The organism is Streptomyces sp. T12, from assembly GCF_028736035.1.
Classification (GTDB): Bacteria; Actinomycetota; Actinomycetes; order Streptomycetales; family Streptomycetaceae; genus Streptomyces.
The window spans coordinates 3,505,975-3,521,983 of sequence record NZ_CP117866.1 but is presented as its reverse complement, the minus strand read 5'-3'; the positions used below and the strand labels follow the sequence as shown (position 1 = coordinate 3,521,983).

The following is a 16,009-nucleotide window of genomic DNA, read 5'->3' as shown; positions in this document are numbered from 1 at the left end:
AGCACCGGCCCCGCTCGTCCCCATGTCGGGACCGACCGCTACGGAACGGCCTTCTCGATGGTGACCGTGCTCGTACCCGCGACCGTGCCGCGGCTGTTCACCAGCCGGAGTTCGCCGAAGAACTTGCGGCCTTCGGGAGCCGCGCCCTTCACCAGGACCTCGGCAGACACCTTCGCCGACTCGCCGCTCGCCAGCTTCACGGCCTTCGAGGCATCGGTGGTCACCGCGCCGAGAGAGGGCGCGAAGTACACGTCCTTGTAGCCGTACGACGTCGATCCGCTGGGAACGGAGTAGCCGTCGACGACGATCGTGTACGTACCGGCGGCCGGCGCGGTCAGGCTGACCGACTCCTCGGAGTCACCGTCGGCGGACTGCCCGACGACCTGGCCGTCCTTGAGCACCGCGAGGTCGAGGTCCGCCTTCAGGTCGGAGACACCCCCGATCGCCACCTCGAGACGTTCCACACCTTCGGGGAGGGTGAGGGAGGTCTCCTGCGACTCGCCGTCCGCGATGGTCTTCTCGCTGACCAGCCCCGAACCCAGGGAGCTACCCTTCAGGCTGCCGTCGATCGCGGCGAACTCGTTGGTGACGGTCCACTCCGCCGTGACCGGAGTGCCGATCTTCGCCTCGGCGATGGTCTTCTCCGCCGGGTCGAAGGTCGCGCCCAGCACCTGCGCGTCGAGCTGGTACGGGTTGTCGAGCAGCGGCGACGTACGCCGAGACTCGACCTCGATCTCCCAGACGCCGGCCCGCGGGTTGGCGTACGACCGCACGTCGGGCTTGCAGCCGTTGCCGCCAAGGTAGTTGTTGTAGCAGTTCGGGGTGCCCGTGGTGTCGGACGGGACGCCGGTCGGGTCGATGGCGATGAACCGGGTCTGGCTCTTGTCCTTCAGCCCGCCGATCGCGACCTCCAGCGACTTCGCGCCCTCGGGGACGGTCACGAAGTACGACTTGTTGCTGTTGCGCTGCACCGAACCGGCCGCGGAGTACGTGTACTTCAGCGGCGCGGAGACCACGACCGTGTTGAGGACCTGCTTGTCGATGCCCTCGGTGCGCGGGTCGTCGACCTCCAGGATCGCGCTCTTGATGCCGGCCGACGACGGCTTGGCGGCGACCTGGACGGTGACCGGCTTGTTCAGGCCGAGGCTGATCTCGTCGTCGCCGACGATCCGGAAGGTGTCCCCGGCGTTGTTCTCCAGGTGGAGCTCGTGCCGGATCGCCTTGTCCGCGCCGGACGTACGGGTGATCGTGACGTCGTACGTCTTCTTCTGCCCGGTCTTGAGGCCGCCCTCGCGGTCGTAGACGCCCGTGCCGAAGCCCGGGGTCTTCAGGAACTGGTCGATCGCGGTGTCGACCGGCGCCTTGACCGTGTACTCGTGGGCGGTGGCGCCGTCACGGATCGAGTCCCAGGCGTCCTCGATGTTGATGAGGCCGGCACCCTCCTCGTACGCCTGAACGCCCTTGATGTGGTCGGCAGTCGAGGTGAGAGCCGTGCGCAGCTTCGCCGGCGTCAGGGCGATGCCCTTCTGCTTGGCGGCGCTCAGCAGCAGCGCGGACGCGCCCGCAGCCTGCGGGGACGCCATCGAGGTGCCCTGCAGCATGCCGTAACCGGCCGGGAGCGAGTAGCCGGACTCGGCGACCGGGGCGCCCGGCAGCCAGGTCTGGATGGTGTTGATCGCGGCACCCGGCGCGGAGAGCGTCGGGGTGAAGCCGCCGTCCTCACGCGGGCCGCGCGAGGAGAACGGCATCATCGCGTACGGCTTGGACACGACCGAGCCGTAGTTGGCGGCCCACGTCTCCCTGGAGATGGTCGCGCCGACCGAGATGACCTTGGCGGCCAGGGCCGGGTCGCCGATGGTGTTGGCGCCGGGGCCTGAGTTGCCCGCCGAGATCACCAGCTGCACGCCGTACGTGTCGATGAGCCGCGTGTACAGCTCGGCGCGGGCGTTGTTGCCGTCGTTCAGCGCCGGGAGGCCGCCGATGGACATGTTGACGATGTCGACGCCGCGGTTGACGACGAGGTCGATCATGCCCTCGGTGAGCGCGACGTTGGTGCAGCCGCCGGTCCAGGTGCAGGCACGGGACGCGACGAGCTTCGCGCCCGGGGCCGCGCCGTTCATCTTGCCGCCGAACAGGCCGTTCGCGGCGGTGATGCCGGCGACGTGGGTGCCGTGCTCGGACTCGATGACGCCGATGTTGACGAAGTCGCGCTTCTGGCCGACCCAGTCGCCGCCCAGCGGGTCCATCGGCACGTCCTTGCGGATCTGCACGACGAACGGCTGCCGCTCGGCGACGTCGGTGGCCGGGTTGTCGGTGCCGAAGTAGCCGATCTGGAAGCCGTCCTTGTACGGCTTCATCGGGGTGTCGTCACCGAAGTCGTTGTTGTTGTTGAGGTCGACACGGACCGTGCCGGCCGCGGCGTCGTACAGCACGCCCCACGAGTCGGTCTTGTCGCCGTCGCGGTTGGCGTCGCCCGCCGCGTCGCCGCCGGTGGTGTACGACTCCAGGAAGGTGCTGACCTGGTACGAACCGGCAGGCGCGGTCCAGGACTTGCCGCCGTAGGTGAAGGTGGGCCCGGAGACCGAGGTCACCATCGGGCGCCAGGTGCGGTCGCTGTCGAGGAGCGGGTCGGTGGCGGTGACCCAGTCGACGATCTTCCGCTCACCGGTCGTGGTCTTCTGCAGCGCCGGGTGGCCGAGGTCGATGCCCGAGTCGAGGATGCCGATGGTGATGCCGCGGCCGTCCGCCTTCGGGTTGTCCTCCACGAAGTCGACGGCGCCCGTCTCGAAGGACGGGTTGTACGGGTTCTCGGCCGGGGTGTTCTTGTTCGGCGCGGAGTACGAGGTCGCAGCGGCCGTCGACGCCTTCGTGTCGACGGCGGGGTCCTCCAGGGGTATCTCCTCGCGCAGGTCGATGCCGTGCACCGAGGAGAGCTTCGCCGCCGCGGCGATGGCCGAGTCGGCCTTGCCGGTGGGGACGGTGGCCCGGACGTAGCCGAGCTTGTCGTAGGTACGGCCCACAGAGCCGACCGCGTCCAGCTGCTCGGCGACCTCCTCGGTCTGGCCGGGCGCGGTCGCGATCATCATCGTGACGTTCTTGTCGCCGTCGGCCTTGGCCTCGGCGAGCAGATCGGCGTCGTCCGAACCGAGCTTGTCGTGCGCGGACTTGACGCTCGGGTCCGCCGCGGCGGGCGCGGGGTCCCCGGCCATGGCCATGGGTATCGGCCCGGCTGCGGAGAGCGCGGCGACGAGACCTGCGGCCACGGCTATGCGGGCCGCGCGTCTCGCGCCCGGCTTGGGTTCGCGCTGGGGGGTGAGGGTCATCGGCATCCCTTGTTGGTAAAGGAGCATCGGCTGTCCGGTATGCGATACCGGACGACCGCACAGCCTTACGCAAGGGAAGGATGTTTGGGAAGAGTTGACCGAATCGAAATGGAGGGATGGGGGAAACCCCCTATGCAATTGGGGCGCAGGGAGCGAAAAGGGCAAGTCGCCCGCAAGCTGAATAATCGCCTGCCCGATGCGGCCTCGGCCGTTTAACGTCCGTACGTGCAGAAGAAGTTGAGGGTGGCGGCCTACGCCATTTGCGTACGTGACGGACAGCTCCTCCTCGCCCGGTCCCCGGCGCCCGGCGGCGGCTTCGAGTGGGTCCTGCCGGGCGGCGGCATGGAGCACGGTGAGGATCCCTACGACACGGTCGTGCGGGAGGTCGAGGAGGAGACCGGCTACCTCGTCGAGCCCACCGGCCTGCTCGGCATCGACTCCTCCCATCGCGTGTTCCCGATCCGCCGCTTCGGCCGGGCCGTCGACCACCACGGCGTACGGCTCGTCTACGAGGCCCGGATCACCGGCGGCGACCTGCGCTACGAGGCCAACGGCTCCACCGACATGGCGGCCTGGCACCCCCTGGACGATGTGACGGGTCTGACGCGCGTCTCCATGGTCGACAAGGGGCTGGCGCTGTGGCGCGAACGGCCGGCCGCGGGGCGGATCCAAACCGCCGGGAAATAGCTTCAGTACCCCGGAAGATGAACACGGAGTGACCGCGTTCCGGCCGTTGAAGGAGCGGCCGTGGACGCGGAGGGTGGGCCAAGATCCACGTACGGTGATCGGCGCTGCCCGTTGCCGCCATGTTCATGCACAGGTCATCCCCGGTGCCAACGATCCACAGTGAGCGGGAGGTTCGCCTCGGCGACCACCCGCGACCACTGCCGACGCGTTCGCACTCGGGGAGACCGCGCCATGTCGCGCATACGCTCTGTCGCCAGCTCCGCGCTGGGGGTCCACCGCCGTACCCTGCTCGCCGCCACCGGAGCGGTGACCCTCTCCGCGGGCGTCGGCTACGCCCTGCGGCCCACCGAAAGCCAGGCCGCCACCACCACGACCCCCGCGAGCGCACCGGGCGCCGCCGCGGGCGCCGCCGCCGCCGAGGCGCCCGTCGGTGCCTCCCGCAGACTGCCGGTCGCGCTCGCGCCGTACACCCGCGGCACCACCCTCACCTCGGTCGCCGCCCCGCGCGGCACCTCCGGCTACCGCCGGCTCGGCCACGGTCCCGGCTGGAAGCGGGTCGTCCGCGAGAACCTGGCGGCGGCCAAGTCGGGGCGCGAGAGCCGGCGTACGGCGCTCGCCGCCTTCGTACAGCTCACCGACCTGCATCTGATCGACGCCCAGCACCCGCTGCGGCTGGAGTACCTGCGCTCCACCGACGTGCACGCCTGGCGGCCGCAGGAGGCGCTGACCGTGCCCGGCGCCGTCGCGCTCGTCGAGCGGATCAACGCGCTGCGGGGCGCCCCCGTCACCGGCGCCCCGTTCCACTTCGCCATGACCACCGGCGACAACACGGACAACAACTGCAAGTCCGAGCTGGAGTGGTTCCTGACGGTGATGAGCGGCGGCCGCGTCACCCCGAACACCGGTGACCCGCGGCAGTACGAGGGCGTCCAGAACAGCGGCCTGAAGCTGTACTGGCAGGCCGACGACAGTGTCCGCGACGCCGACAAGCAGCTCGGCTTCCCGCACATCGACGGCTTTCTGGCCGCCGCGATCCGTGAACTGCGCAGCCCCGGCCTGAACATCCCCTGGTACTCGACGGTCGGCAACCACGACGCGATGCCGCTCGGCACCTACGCCTCGCACAGCGACTCCTACCTCACCGACCTCGCCGTCGGCGGCAAGAAGCTGATGAACGTCTCGGCCGCGGACGCCAAGAAGCTCCAGGACTCCCTCAAGCAGGACAAGGACCCGCGGGGCACCGTCTTCAAGGACTTCCTCAAGGCGCACGCCCGCTCGATGCGCTCGGTCACGCCGGACGAGAGCCGGGCCCCGTTCACGCCCCGGGACTATCTGCAGGCCCACCTGAACCCGGCCCACCGCGGCCTCGGTCCGGTCGGCCACGGCTACTCGACGGCCAACCTGGACGCGAACACCCAGTACTACAGCTTCCGCATCGCCGACGACGTCATCGGCATCAGCCTCGACACCACCGACCCGGGCGGCCACTACGAAGGGTCCATCGGGGCGGCCCAGTTCAACTGGCTGGACCGGACGCTGCGGGAGAACAAGGACTCGTACGCGATCGTCTTCAGCCATCACACCAGCGAGACGATGGGCAACCTCCGCCGCGACCCGGCCCGCCCGAACGAGCGGCGCGTGGGCGGCGCCGAGGTGGTCGAGCTGCTCGCCGGTCACCGCAACGTCCTCGCCTGGGTGAACGGCCACATCCACAAGAACGTCATCACCCCGCGCTCCGGCGCCGACGGCGGCTCCTTCTGGGAGATCTCCACCGCCTCCCACGTCGACTTCCCCCAACTCGCCCGGATCATCGAGGTGGTGGACAACAAGGACGGCACGATCTCGCTCTTCACCACCCTGATCGAGTCCTCGGCCCCGCACGCCACGGACTTCACGGACCTCTCCCAGACGGGCCTGGCCGCCCTCTACCGCGAGCTGTCCTTCAACGCACCGGGCGCCCGGTCGACGCTGGCGGGGGAGCGCAGGGACCGGAACACGGAGCTGGTCCTCAAGAAGGGCTGAAACGCGCTCAACTGGCGTCTCCCGCTTCAACTTTCGCAGCATGCGCCCGGTCTCTCCCTCCGACCACGCTCGACGTGAGCGTGCAGAAGGGGGAGAGGCATGAGCGTACGTACGACCCGCACGGCCCTCGGGGCGACGACGGCGGTGGCACTGTCCGTGGCCCTCGCGGCCCCAGCGGTGGCGGCGCCCGACAGAGCCGGCCACGACGCGACCAGCAAGGCCATCCAGGCGGCGGTAGACGCAGGCGTCCCCGGAGTGACGGCGACGGCGAGGGACGGCCACGACGCCTGGTCGGCGACTGCGGGCGTCGGCAACCTCAAGACGGGGAAGCCGCGTTCGGCGGACGACCGCTTCCGGGTGGGCAGCATCACCAAGACCTTCGTGGCCACCGTGCTGCTCCAGCTGGAGGCGGAGGGCAGGCTGTCGCTGGACGACACGGTGGAGAAGTGGCTGCCGGGCCGGGTGCGGGGCAACGGCCACGACGGCAACCGGATCACCCTGCGCCAGCTCCTCAACCACACCAGCGGCATCTACAACTACACGGCGGACGAGGAGTTCGGGCGCACGTACTTCCTCAAGGACGGCTTCTTCGAGCACCGTTACGACACGAAGAAGCCCGGGGAACTGGTCGCGCTCGCCATGACGCACAAGCCGGACTTCGAGCCGGGGACGTCCTGGAACTACTCCAACACCAACTTCGTGCTCGCCGGAATGGTGATCGAGAAGGCCACGGGCCGCCCGTACGGCGACGCGATCCGTGAGCGCATCGTCAAGCCCCTGCACCTGACCGCCACGTCCGTCCCCGGCACGCGGGTGACGGTGCCGCAGCCCAGCAGCCGGGCCTACTCCAAGCTGGCGGAGACGGCGACGGGGCCGTCGTACGACGTCACGAAGCTCAACCCGTCCCTCGCCTACGCGGCCGGCGAGATGATCTCCAACTCGACCGACCTCAACCGCTTCTACTCGGCCCTCCTGCGCGGCAAGCTCCTGCCGCGCGAGCAGCTGGCCGAGATGACCACGACCGTCCCCCTCGATGAGGGCAGCGGCTACGGTCTCGGCCTGATGAAGGCCGAGCTGTCCTGCGGTGTCACCGTCTGGGGCCATGGTGGCGGCATCCACGGCTCCATATCGGAGGCGATCACGACCAAGGACGGCCGCCATTCCCTGGCCTTCAACCTCAACGGGGACTGGGCGGGGGATACGGAGGCGGTGATCGAGGCGGAGTTCTGCGGGAAGGAGCCGGTGAAGGCCGGTAGCCGGGCGGGCTCGCACACGGAGCACCGTGTTCTTTCGGAGGTCATGTCTGTACCGCCGCATATCGGCTGACCCGGACCGGAGGCCGGGTCGGCGGTTCCCTGTTCAGGAGAACAGGGAACCGCCGCGACGGGCGTGGCGGAAGAGCAGCCGGTAGCACACCAGGCCCAGCGCGAGCCAGCACACCCCGGCGAGTGCGGCGCGTCCGGCCGCGTACGCTGCCGGGCCGAAACCTGCGTCCGCTTCCAGCAGGAGCAGCGCGGACAGCCCGTGGGTCGCCGGGATCGTCTGCGCGACGGCCTGTACCGGGCCGGGCCAGAAGTGCACCGGGGTGATCGCGCCGCAGAGCACCGTGGTGGCCATCGTGCCGAGCGCACTCAGCAGGTTGTTGGCCATGGGCACGACGAGGGCGACGGCGCCCAGCACCAGCGCCACGCAGTACGTGGCGAGCGTCGTCAGCAGTACCAGCAGCACGAGCAGCGGCACTTGAGTGAGTGTCCACGACGCCCCGAAGAGCGGCGACAGCGTGAGCAGCGCGATCGAGCTGCTCACCACTCCGGACAGCGGCCAGCACAGGCTCCGGCCCAGGAAGAAGCAGCCGGGCTCGACCGGGGACGCGGCGAGCAGCGGCAGCGTTCCCAGCAGGATGTCGCGCACCATTGTGGAGGCGCCCTGCATCGCCTGGAGTACGCCGACCAGCAGTGACGCGCCGACCACCACGTGCACCACGTATCCGGGGTCGCCCACGAGCGTGGCCAGTTGGCTGAAGAACAGCACCTGGCACAGCAGCCGCACCAGCCAGCCGCCCAGCCATGTGCGCCAGGTGTAGAAGGCGCGGAAGTCCTCGGTGGCCACCACGGCGCCCTGACGGACCGCGCCCGAGGCCTCGACGAGACGCCCCATCACTGTCCTTCCTCTCCTCTCCCTCTCCTCCCTCTTCGGCCGGGTCCCGTTCATGCGTCGCCGGCCAGCACGCCCAGCTCCCGCGCCCGGCGCAGGAACCGGGACATGGCCGCCACACCAACGCCCAGCAGCAGCACACCGAGCAGCAGCACGACACCCAGCCGGAGCAGGGCGTACGCCACCGGCGACGGGTCGGTGGCATCGCGCAGCAGCTCGGCCGCCCACGCCAGGTAACTCAGCCGGCTGACCGCCTCCAGTGGGCCGGGCAACTGCGCGGCGGGGACCATCACCCCGCTCAGCAGCAGGACCGGGTAGACCATCGCGTTGCCCAGGGCGTAGGAGCTCGGCCGGATCACGAACAGCGCCGAGACGGCGGTGGCGGCCGCCGCGGTGCCCACCGCCGCCAGCAGCAGGGCGGCCGCGAACACCAGCGGATGCGGTACCGGCATCCAGTAGCCGAAGACCCCGCCGGCCACCAGCATCGTCAGCCCGAAGGCCGGCAGTGTCAGCAGCATGCAGCCGCAGAGCCGGCCGAAGACCAGCAGTGGGAAGGAGGCGGGGGTGGCGATCATCGTCTCCATCCGGCCGTCCTCCTTGTCCTCGAAGACGAGGTCGGTGGTGAAGATCAGCGCGCAGGTCCACATCGTCATCAGCGTGGGCGCGACGACGGCGTACGCGTTGAGGTCGTCCCGGCCGCTGAACTCCGTCACCGACATCAGGACCAGGGTCTGGAACGGCGCGATGTTCAGCGCGTCGTAGGTGCTGGTGTCCCGCCGCATGGCCACCACTGGAAGCGCAGACCGGTCACGAAGCCGGATACGGCCGGGCCCCGGCGGGCTGTATCCGGAGTCACCGTCACTGGCCGACCGCCATGCCGCGGCGGCGGCCGACGAGGTGGAGATAGGCCTCCTCCAGCGAGGGCCGGGTACGCGCGATGTCGGTGACCCCCTCCTCGACGAGCAGCAGCATCACGGCGCGTGTCGCCTCGGGGGTCTCGGTCTCGATCCGGATGATGTCCTGCTCGACCGCCGTCACCGCAGTCACCGCCGTCACGGCCACCACCCCCGGCAGCGCCGCGACCTGCTCCCGCAGCGCGGCGGGCAGGCCGCGGGCGTCCAGCCGCTCGTGGGTGGAGACGAGCTCGCCGACCGCCTCCGGGCTCGCGGTCAGGGTCAGCTTTCCGTTGTCGAGGAACGAGACGCGGTCGCTGAGGGCCGCGGCCTCGGCCATGTCGTGCGTGGTCATCAGGACGGTGTGCCCGCCCGCCCGCAACTGCCGTACCAGCTTGCGGAAATCGTGGGCGGCGACCGGGTCCATGCCCACGGTCGGCTCGTCCAGGATCAGGACCCCTGGGGCGCAGACCAGACCGCGCGCCAAGTGCAGACGCTGCTTCATGCCGCGCGAGTAGGTCTGGACCTTCTCCTCGGCACGGTCGGACAGACCAACCCGCTCCAGCAGAGCCCCGACCCGATCGCGGCGGGCTGTGCGGCGCAGCCCGTAGAGCGAGGCCCACAGTTCCAGGTTCTGCCGTCCGGTGAGCCGGGGATACAGGCCGCGGTCCCCGCCGAAGACGATCCCGATCAGCCGCTTGACCTCTCCCGCCTGACGTACGACGTCCCGCCCCAGGACGGTGACGCTGCCGGACGACGGCAACAGCACCGTGGACAGGATGCGGCACAAGGTCGTCTTTCCGGCGCCGTTCGGGCCGAGCAGCCCGTGCACCTCGCCCTGCGGGACGGCCAGGCTCACCTGATCCAGCGCACACAGGTCGGGCTTGCCCTTGCGCGTATACCGCCGGGTCAGCTCCCGGACCTCGATCGCGTTGCCGGTCACCGGAGGACCTCGCGCGCGGCGGTCGGCAGGTTCAGCAGCATGATGTGGGACACGGGCCCGTCCTCGGCCGGCGTCCACCGGCCGACCTGGCGGTAGCCCCAAGCGGCGTAGGTGGCGTGCGCGGGTGCCGCTTCCGGATCGGGCCGCATCGCCAGCGTGACGCGCTCGACGCCCAGACCCTCTTGGAGACGGTCGTGCATCCGGGCCGCCACCCCCTGCCGCCGCCAGTCGGCGCGTACCGCGAGTTCGACGATGCCCAGGGTGCGCCTACCGGTCTCGGCCACGAACTCTGACGTCGTCTCCTCGTCCATCGCCTTCCACCAGCCGGTGTCCTGCGGCAGGGGGTAGCCGAAGGCGTAGCCGACGGGCAGGTCACCGCAGCGGGCCACGACGAGGCGGGCGCGGGGAAGAAAGACCTCCTGCGCGAACCGGTCCAGAAACTCGGCGATCTCCTTCGGCCCTTCGCAGTACGGCGGTTCGGTCCAGATCTCCTTGTACATCGGCAGCACGACGTCGAGCTGCGCGGCGCACTCCAGCCCTTCCCACCGCTCCACCGTGATCTGTGGGCGCCCCATCAGTTCCCTCCCGTCTGCCGCCACCAGCCGGAGCTGGCGTCGCCTAGATCCCGCTCGGACCAACAGGGATGGACCTGCGAGACCGCTCGCCAATGCTGACGCCGCCCCTGATGCTGATGCCGCCCTGCGGTGCGGTGGGGTAGCGGACAGACCTACGGGTACCGGCACTCGGGCCGCCGCCCCTCGCGGTGGCGGGGAGGTGCACGGGCCTGCGGCTCCCCGTGGTCGGTCCGCCGCCCTTCGCGGTGGCGCGGAGGTGCACGGGCCTGCGGGTGCCGACGCCCGGCCCGGCCTTCGCGGTGGCGGGGCGCTGCACGGTCCTGCGGGTACCGACGCCGATGCCCCCCTTCGCGGTGGCAGGACGGTGCACCGGCCTGCGGGTTCCGGCGCCAGGGGTGATCTTCGCTGTGGCAGGACGGCCCACCAGCCTGCGGGTCCCGGTGGTAGGGCCGCTCTTCGCGGTGGCGGGGTGGGGGACGGGCCTGCGGGTACCCATGCCAGGGCCGCCCTTCGCGGTGGCGGGGTGGCGGACGGGCCTGCGGGTTCCGACGCCAGGGGTGTGCTTCGCGGTGGCAGGTGGCGCGGTCCTGCGGGTTCCGACGCTCGGGCCGCCGCTCTTCGCGGTGGCGGGGTGGCGGACGGGCCTGCGGCCACCGACGCCCGAACCGACCTTGAAGGTGACGGCGCGGCTAACGGACTTGCATCCAGAAACGCCCGGGTTGCCCTTGCGGCGGCTGTCGATGCCAGAGCCGCCCTTCGCGGTGGCAGGGCGGTGCACCGGCCTGCGGTTACCGGCGCCAGGGGTGCCCTTCAACGTGACAGTGTGGCCGACAGACACACGGTTACCCGCGCCCGGACCGCCTTTGCCGCGGGTGCCGACGCCAGGGTGGCCCTTCGAAGTGGCGGTGCGGCTCACAGACCTGCGGGTGCCGACGCTAGGGCCGTTCTTCGACGTGGCGGGGTGGCGGACAGGGGTGCGGGTTCCGGCGGTAGGGCCGCCGCCCTTCAACCTGGCAGGGCGGCAGACGGGCCTGCGGCTGCCGATGCCCCCACCGCTGCCTTTCAACGTGACGGGGCGGAGAGCCGGTGTGTCCAGGGCGCGGGCAGGTGCCTCGGCACCCACCTCAGGGTCCATAAGCGCGATCATGCGTGCGGTCCTTTCGACGTCGAAGCAGGTTCCGGCACTGCTGCGAACGTAGGCAGCGTCAGGTCAGCCGGGCTGCTCCCTCCCCCCGGGGGGAGGCAGCCGGGACGACGACCAGGACGGACGGAACGACGAGACGTCTCGGCGACCCATTGCCCCGTTCCTCGCGTCACCTCTCGCGGTGACGGCTCACTCATCGTCGGCCGATGGCACGCTGCCCGAAACCTCAAAAGTTATAGGGCGCCCGGCGCCGAATCCGGTCGCGTGGTCTCCTCCTCATAGCCGCCCTCTGCACCGCGACCGGGAAACCCAGGGAGGCAGCGCGAACCGCTCCGCGGTGACGGACACGGCGATGACGCGCCCTCGTGAGGTTCTGGTGAAGGCCGGTGAAGACAACTCCCCTCCCCGCGCGCCGAGTTGGCTCGCCTTCTGTCGCAAGCGCTTCCATGACGCCGCACCACACAACCTGAGGGGGACACCATGCGAAGACGAATACTGCGGCTCCTGGTCGCGTTCTGCGCGACCATCGGGCTACTGGCCCTGCCCGCCGCCGGCCTGACTTCCACGGCGTACGCGGCGACGTCCGCCGACACCATCCGTGACGAAGACGCAAACCTGCTCGCGAACGCCAGATTCAACTCGGGACTGCACTACTTCCACAAGGAATGGCGCCCCGGTCCCGGCGTCAACTCGTTCCAGGTCATCGACCGTTGCGAGGACGGGCTCACGCCGTACGTGACCTACGCGGTCGCCGGAAGGGTCGTCGTCGCGAAACTCTCCGACGAGTGCAACGCGGTCTTCGGTTCATTGGGTTACCACACCCTGAACATCAGGAACGACACCTCCGAGCTGAAGGAGATGAGCTGGTACGTCTCCCTGCGGGACGAGAACGGCGACATCAAGTACGCCGGGAGCGCGTACCTGGACGACTGGCTGGGGACCTACTCGTACGACCCGGACTCCGCGCTGTTCCCGCACTCCAGCGTCTACGTCGAGGACATCGAGGGCACGAGCCAGAAGACGGTCACGGCCAGCCTCGTATGGACCAAGGAGGCTGCCACCGACGGCAGCACGGAGATGGCGGACAGGATCTGGGACGAGCTCCTGGAACGCACTCCGCTGCCCGCCGACCTCACTGACGACCAGCGCGATTCGATGTACAAGCAGCTGTGGTGCCACGTGCGGTACGCGATCGGCGGCGAGATCCGCGGCGAGGGCGGGCCGACCTGGGACCTCGAAGCCGAACGGCCGAACATCCCCTGGGACGAGATCACCGACATCTCCGAGGCGATGGAGCACAAGTGCAACTGGGGTCCGGGACAGGGCCACGGCTACATCCCGCCGACCGACAACGGCGATACCCCTGAGGACCTCGCCCCCATCGTCGACGCGGGCCCCGACGTCAGCGGTGACGAAGGGTCGAAGATCAAGCTCGCCGGGGAGGCCTGGGACGACGCCGGGCAGCCGGGGACCACATGGTCGTACGAGCCCGTCGAAGGTGTCGACGATGGCGCGACCTGCGCGTTCGACGACGCGTCGAGCCCGCGGACCACCGTCACATGCACGGACGACGGGACGTACCGGGTGACGCTGACCGCTGACGACGGGGTGAACCGGCCCGTGAGCGACAGCGCGGTGGTGACGGTGAAGAACGTGGCGCCCGTCCTGAAGCTGGAGGGGCCGCGGGACTGGGACGTGTACCGAGTCGAGGACACCGTGCGGATCAACGCGTCGTTCACCGACCCGGGCGCCAACGACACCCACACCTGCGAGGTCGTCTGGGACGACGGAACGACGTCCACGTTCGCGGCCGAGGACAACACGTGCACCGTCACGCACGCTTTCGGACACGCGGGCATGAACACCCTCAAGGTCACGGTCACCGACGACGACAGGGCCTCGGACGACGCCCGGACGATGGTCGTCGTCTACGACCCGCGGGCCGGCGCCCTCACGGGCCTCGGCACCGTGGAGGGCAGCGCCTTCACCGTGGTGGGCAAGTACCCGGCAGCGGACTCCACCGTCCCGGCCGGGACGGCCGTCCTCGAAGTCCCCGCCGCGCAGGGCCGGTTGACGGTCGCCTCCACGAAGCTGGAGTGGCTGGTCATCACCCCGGACGGGAAGGCGGCGGTGAAGGGCGAGTCGGCCGGACACGGGTTCCTCGGGTACGCCGAGTCCGGGAAGTTCCGCTCGGTGGTCTGGCCCCTCACATCCGGCGACATCCCGCCCGACGAACCGCTGTACGACACCAGCCCGGGCGCGAGCTGGGACCTCGACGAGGCCGAGCCGAAGACCATGTCCACCGGGGCGACGGTCATCGACTCGGGCTGGATCCCGGGCCTCCCGCAACTCCCCGGATCCGGCTCGATCCTGGACGGTCTCCTGCCCGGAATCGGTGTCGACCTGGACATCTGATCCCGCGATCCCAGGTGCGGTTCTTCGGCAACGGATCGACCTCCGGCGCCGAAGGACCTCACCCGGCGAGCTGTGCGCGCTGCGCCTCTCGGAGGTGGGTCAGGAAGGACATCTGCGCCGGGAGGCGGCAGCGGCAGGTGCGCCCAGCGCCGCCATGCTGGTCATCGGGCGCATACTGCAGGGCGAGCAGGTCCCCGACGACGAGGTCTACGACGCCCTCGCCGAACAGGACTCGCTCATCGTCGGCAGCCCCGAGACCGTCCGTAAGAAGCTGCGCGCCTACGCCGACCTGGGCATCGACCGGCTGATGTGCTTCCAGCAGGTGGGCGCGCTGCCCCACGAGAGCGTGCTGCGGAGCATGCGGCTGGTGGGTGAGCTGATTCCCGAGTTCGACCAGTGACGCTCGGCTCCCCTGGGGCCGCCTAGCGGCTGCCGGCCTCGATGGCCGCGCGCAGGTGGCCGACCGCCTCGTCCACCATGCCGTCGGCGAGGTTGCCGTACCCGAGGACCAGGCCGTGATCGGCGTGGTCCTCGGTGGCGTGATAAGCCGCGAGGTCGGCGATGCGCAACGACCGGGCACCCGCCGCCCGGACCACGGCGGCGGTGTCCACCTCGGCAGGCAGCCGGAGAATGAGATGGAGCCCGGCGGCGATGCCGGAGACCGGCGCGCCGGGCAACTCCTCGACGAGGGCCCGCACGAGCGCGTCGCGCCGGTCGCGGTACCGCTTCCGGCAGGCGCGCAGGTGACGGTCGTACGCGCCCGACTCCAGCAGCGTGGCGAAGGCCAGCTGGTCGAGAGTCGGCGGCTGGGTCGCCGTCTGGTCGGACCGGTGCAGGTGCCTGGTCCAGCGGGGCGGTGCCACGATCCACCCGATGCCGAGCGCCGGGGACAGTATCTTGCTGAGCGACTTGAACAGGACGACGCGAGACGGGTCCATGCCCTGCAGGGCCGCGACCGGACGACGGTCGTAGCGGAACTCCGCGTCGTAGTCGTCCTCCAGGACGACGCCGTCCACCTGGCGAGCCCACTGCAGCAGGGCGGCGCGCCGCTCGGGGGCGAGCACGCTGCCCAGCGGGAACTGGTGCGCAGGGCTGGTCAGTACGGCCCGAAGGCCGCCGTGTCCGGCGAGGTCGGCGACGCGCAGGCCCCCGCCGTCCGTGCGCACGGGTACCGGGTCCAGACCCGCGGCGCGGATCACGTCGCGCAGCCGGGTCCAGCCCGGCTCCTCACAGCCGACCGCGGTGATGCCCTCGGCGCGCAGGGCGTGGCACAGGCGCCGTACCCCGTCGGTCACGCTCGTGCACACCGTCACGTCCTCCGGGGTCGCCAAGGCGCCGCGGGAGCGGCCCAGATACTCGGCGAGCAGCCGCCTGAGCCGGGGGTGACCGCCGGCCGGCGGGTATCCGAACTCCGTGAACGCCGTGGTGGTCACCTCCGCCCGCACCGCCTCGGCCCACCGGCGGCGCGGAAACGCGCGCAGGTCCGGCAGACCCGGTCCGAGGTCGAAGCGCGCCTCGGGGGCCCGGCGCGGTGCGCGGCGCCCGGAGGCGGCGTCCGCGTCGTTCGTCCAGCGCACCCGGGTGGCGGAGCCGGTCTGCGCCTGGAGATATCCCTCGGCGACCAGCTGGCTGTACGCCTCCGTGACCGCCCAGCGCGAACAGCCCAGATCGGTGGCGAGCTGCCGGCTCGGCGGCAGAGCGGTGCCGACCTCGATCCGCCCGTCCCTGATCGCCGTACGCAGCGCCCGCTTCACCCGCTCGTGCAGCGGTCCGTCGCCGGGCCGTCCCAGGTGCAGCAGCAGATCGCCCGCCAGATTGGTCTGTGATTCCCGCATGCCATTGGACGGTATCAG

The 16,009-nt window shown here is 70.5% G+C and carries 11 protein-coding genes; 5 read left to right on the top strand and 6 right to left on the bottom strand.

The window, feature by feature from the left end; all coding sequences use genetic code 11:
* Positions 1–38 precede the first annotated feature (38 nt).
* Complete coding sequence (locus PBV52_RS15655) at positions 39–3,323, bottom strand: S8 family serine peptidase (protein WP_274238976.1); 3,285 nt, start codon at positions 3,321–3,323, stop codon at positions 39–41.
* Positions 3,324–3,548: 225 nt separating this feature from the next.
* Here PBV52_RS15655 and PBV52_RS15650 point away from each other — a divergent pair, with 225 nt between their 5' ends.
* The 3 genes from PBV52_RS15650 to PBV52_RS15640 all read left to right on the top strand — a co-directional run bounded on the left by PBV52_RS15650 (position 3,549) and on the right by PBV52_RS15640 (position 7,358).
* On the top strand, positions 3,549–4,010 hold the full coding sequence (locus tag PBV52_RS15650) for an NUDIX hydrolase (RefSeq protein ID WP_274238975.1): 462 nt from the start codon (positions 3,549–3,551) through the stop codon (positions 4,008–4,010).
* A gap of 231 nt (positions 4,011–4,241) precedes the next feature.
* Positions 4,242–6,032, top strand: a complete 1,791-nt coding sequence (locus tag PBV52_RS15645) for a TIGR03767 family metallophosphoesterase (RefSeq protein WP_274238974.1) — start codon at positions 4,242–4,244, stop codon at positions 6,030–6,032.
* A gap of 99 nt (positions 6,033–6,131) precedes the next feature.
* The gene (locus PBV52_RS15640; protein ID WP_274238973.1) at positions 6,132–7,358 is read left to right on the top strand and encodes a serine hydrolase; all 1,227 of its coding nucleotides are present in this window, start codon (positions 6,132–6,134) and stop codon (positions 7,356–7,358) included.
* A 33-nt stretch (positions 7,359–7,391) separates the two neighbouring features.
* On the opposite strand, the gene PBV52_RS15635 is transcribed toward PBV52_RS15640, so the two are convergent.
* From PBV52_RS15635 to PBV52_RS15620, 4 genes are all read right to left on the bottom strand, one after another.
* Complete coding sequence (locus PBV52_RS15635; protein WP_274238972.1) at positions 7,392–8,189, bottom strand: ABC transporter permease; 798 nt, start codon at positions 8,187–8,189, stop codon at positions 7,392–7,394.
* Between the two features lie 50 nt (positions 8,190–8,239).
* The gene (locus tag PBV52_RS15630) at positions 8,240–8,968 is read right to left on the bottom strand and encodes an ABC transporter permease (RefSeq protein WP_274238971.1); all 729 of its coding nucleotides are present in this window, start codon (positions 8,966–8,968) and stop codon (positions 8,240–8,242) included.
* 76 nt (positions 8,969–9,044) lie between these two features.
* The gene (locus tag PBV52_RS15625; protein ID WP_274238970.1) at positions 9,045–10,022 is read right to left on the bottom strand and encodes an ABC transporter ATP-binding protein; all 978 of its coding nucleotides are present in this window, start codon (positions 10,020–10,022) and stop codon (positions 9,045–9,047) included.
* The gene (locus tag PBV52_RS15620) at positions 10,019–10,597 is read right to left on the bottom strand and encodes a GNAT family N-acetyltransferase (RefSeq protein WP_274238969.1); all 579 of its coding nucleotides are present in this window, start codon (positions 10,595–10,597) and stop codon (positions 10,019–10,021) included. Before PBV52_RS15620 ends, PBV52_RS15625 begins: the two co-directional genes overlap by 4 nt.
* 1,624 nt (positions 10,598–12,221) lie before the next feature.
* On the opposite strand from PBV52_RS15620, the gene PBV52_RS15615 reads away from it, so the two are divergent.
* Together PBV52_RS15615 and PBV52_RS15610 are read left to right on the top strand one after the other, a co-directional pair.
* Complete coding sequence (locus tag PBV52_RS15615) at positions 12,222–14,156, top strand: DUF2599 domain-containing protein (RefSeq protein ID WP_274238967.1); 1,935 nt, start codon at positions 12,222–12,224, stop codon at positions 14,154–14,156.
* A 94-nt stretch (positions 14,157–14,250) separates the two neighbouring features.
* Positions 14,251–14,556: a hypothetical protein gene (locus tag PBV52_RS15610; RefSeq protein WP_274238966.1), complete on the top strand. Its 306-nt coding sequence runs from the start codon at positions 14,251–14,253 to the stop codon at positions 14,554–14,556.
* A gap of 22 nt (positions 14,557–14,578) precedes the next feature.
* On the opposite strand, the gene PBV52_RS15605 is transcribed toward PBV52_RS15610, so the two are convergent.
* Complete coding sequence (locus tag PBV52_RS15605) at positions 14,579–15,991, bottom strand: PLP-dependent aminotransferase family protein (RefSeq protein WP_274238965.1); 1,413 nt, start codon at positions 15,989–15,991, stop codon at positions 14,579–14,581.
* Positions 15,992–16,009: the final 18 nt, after the last annotated feature.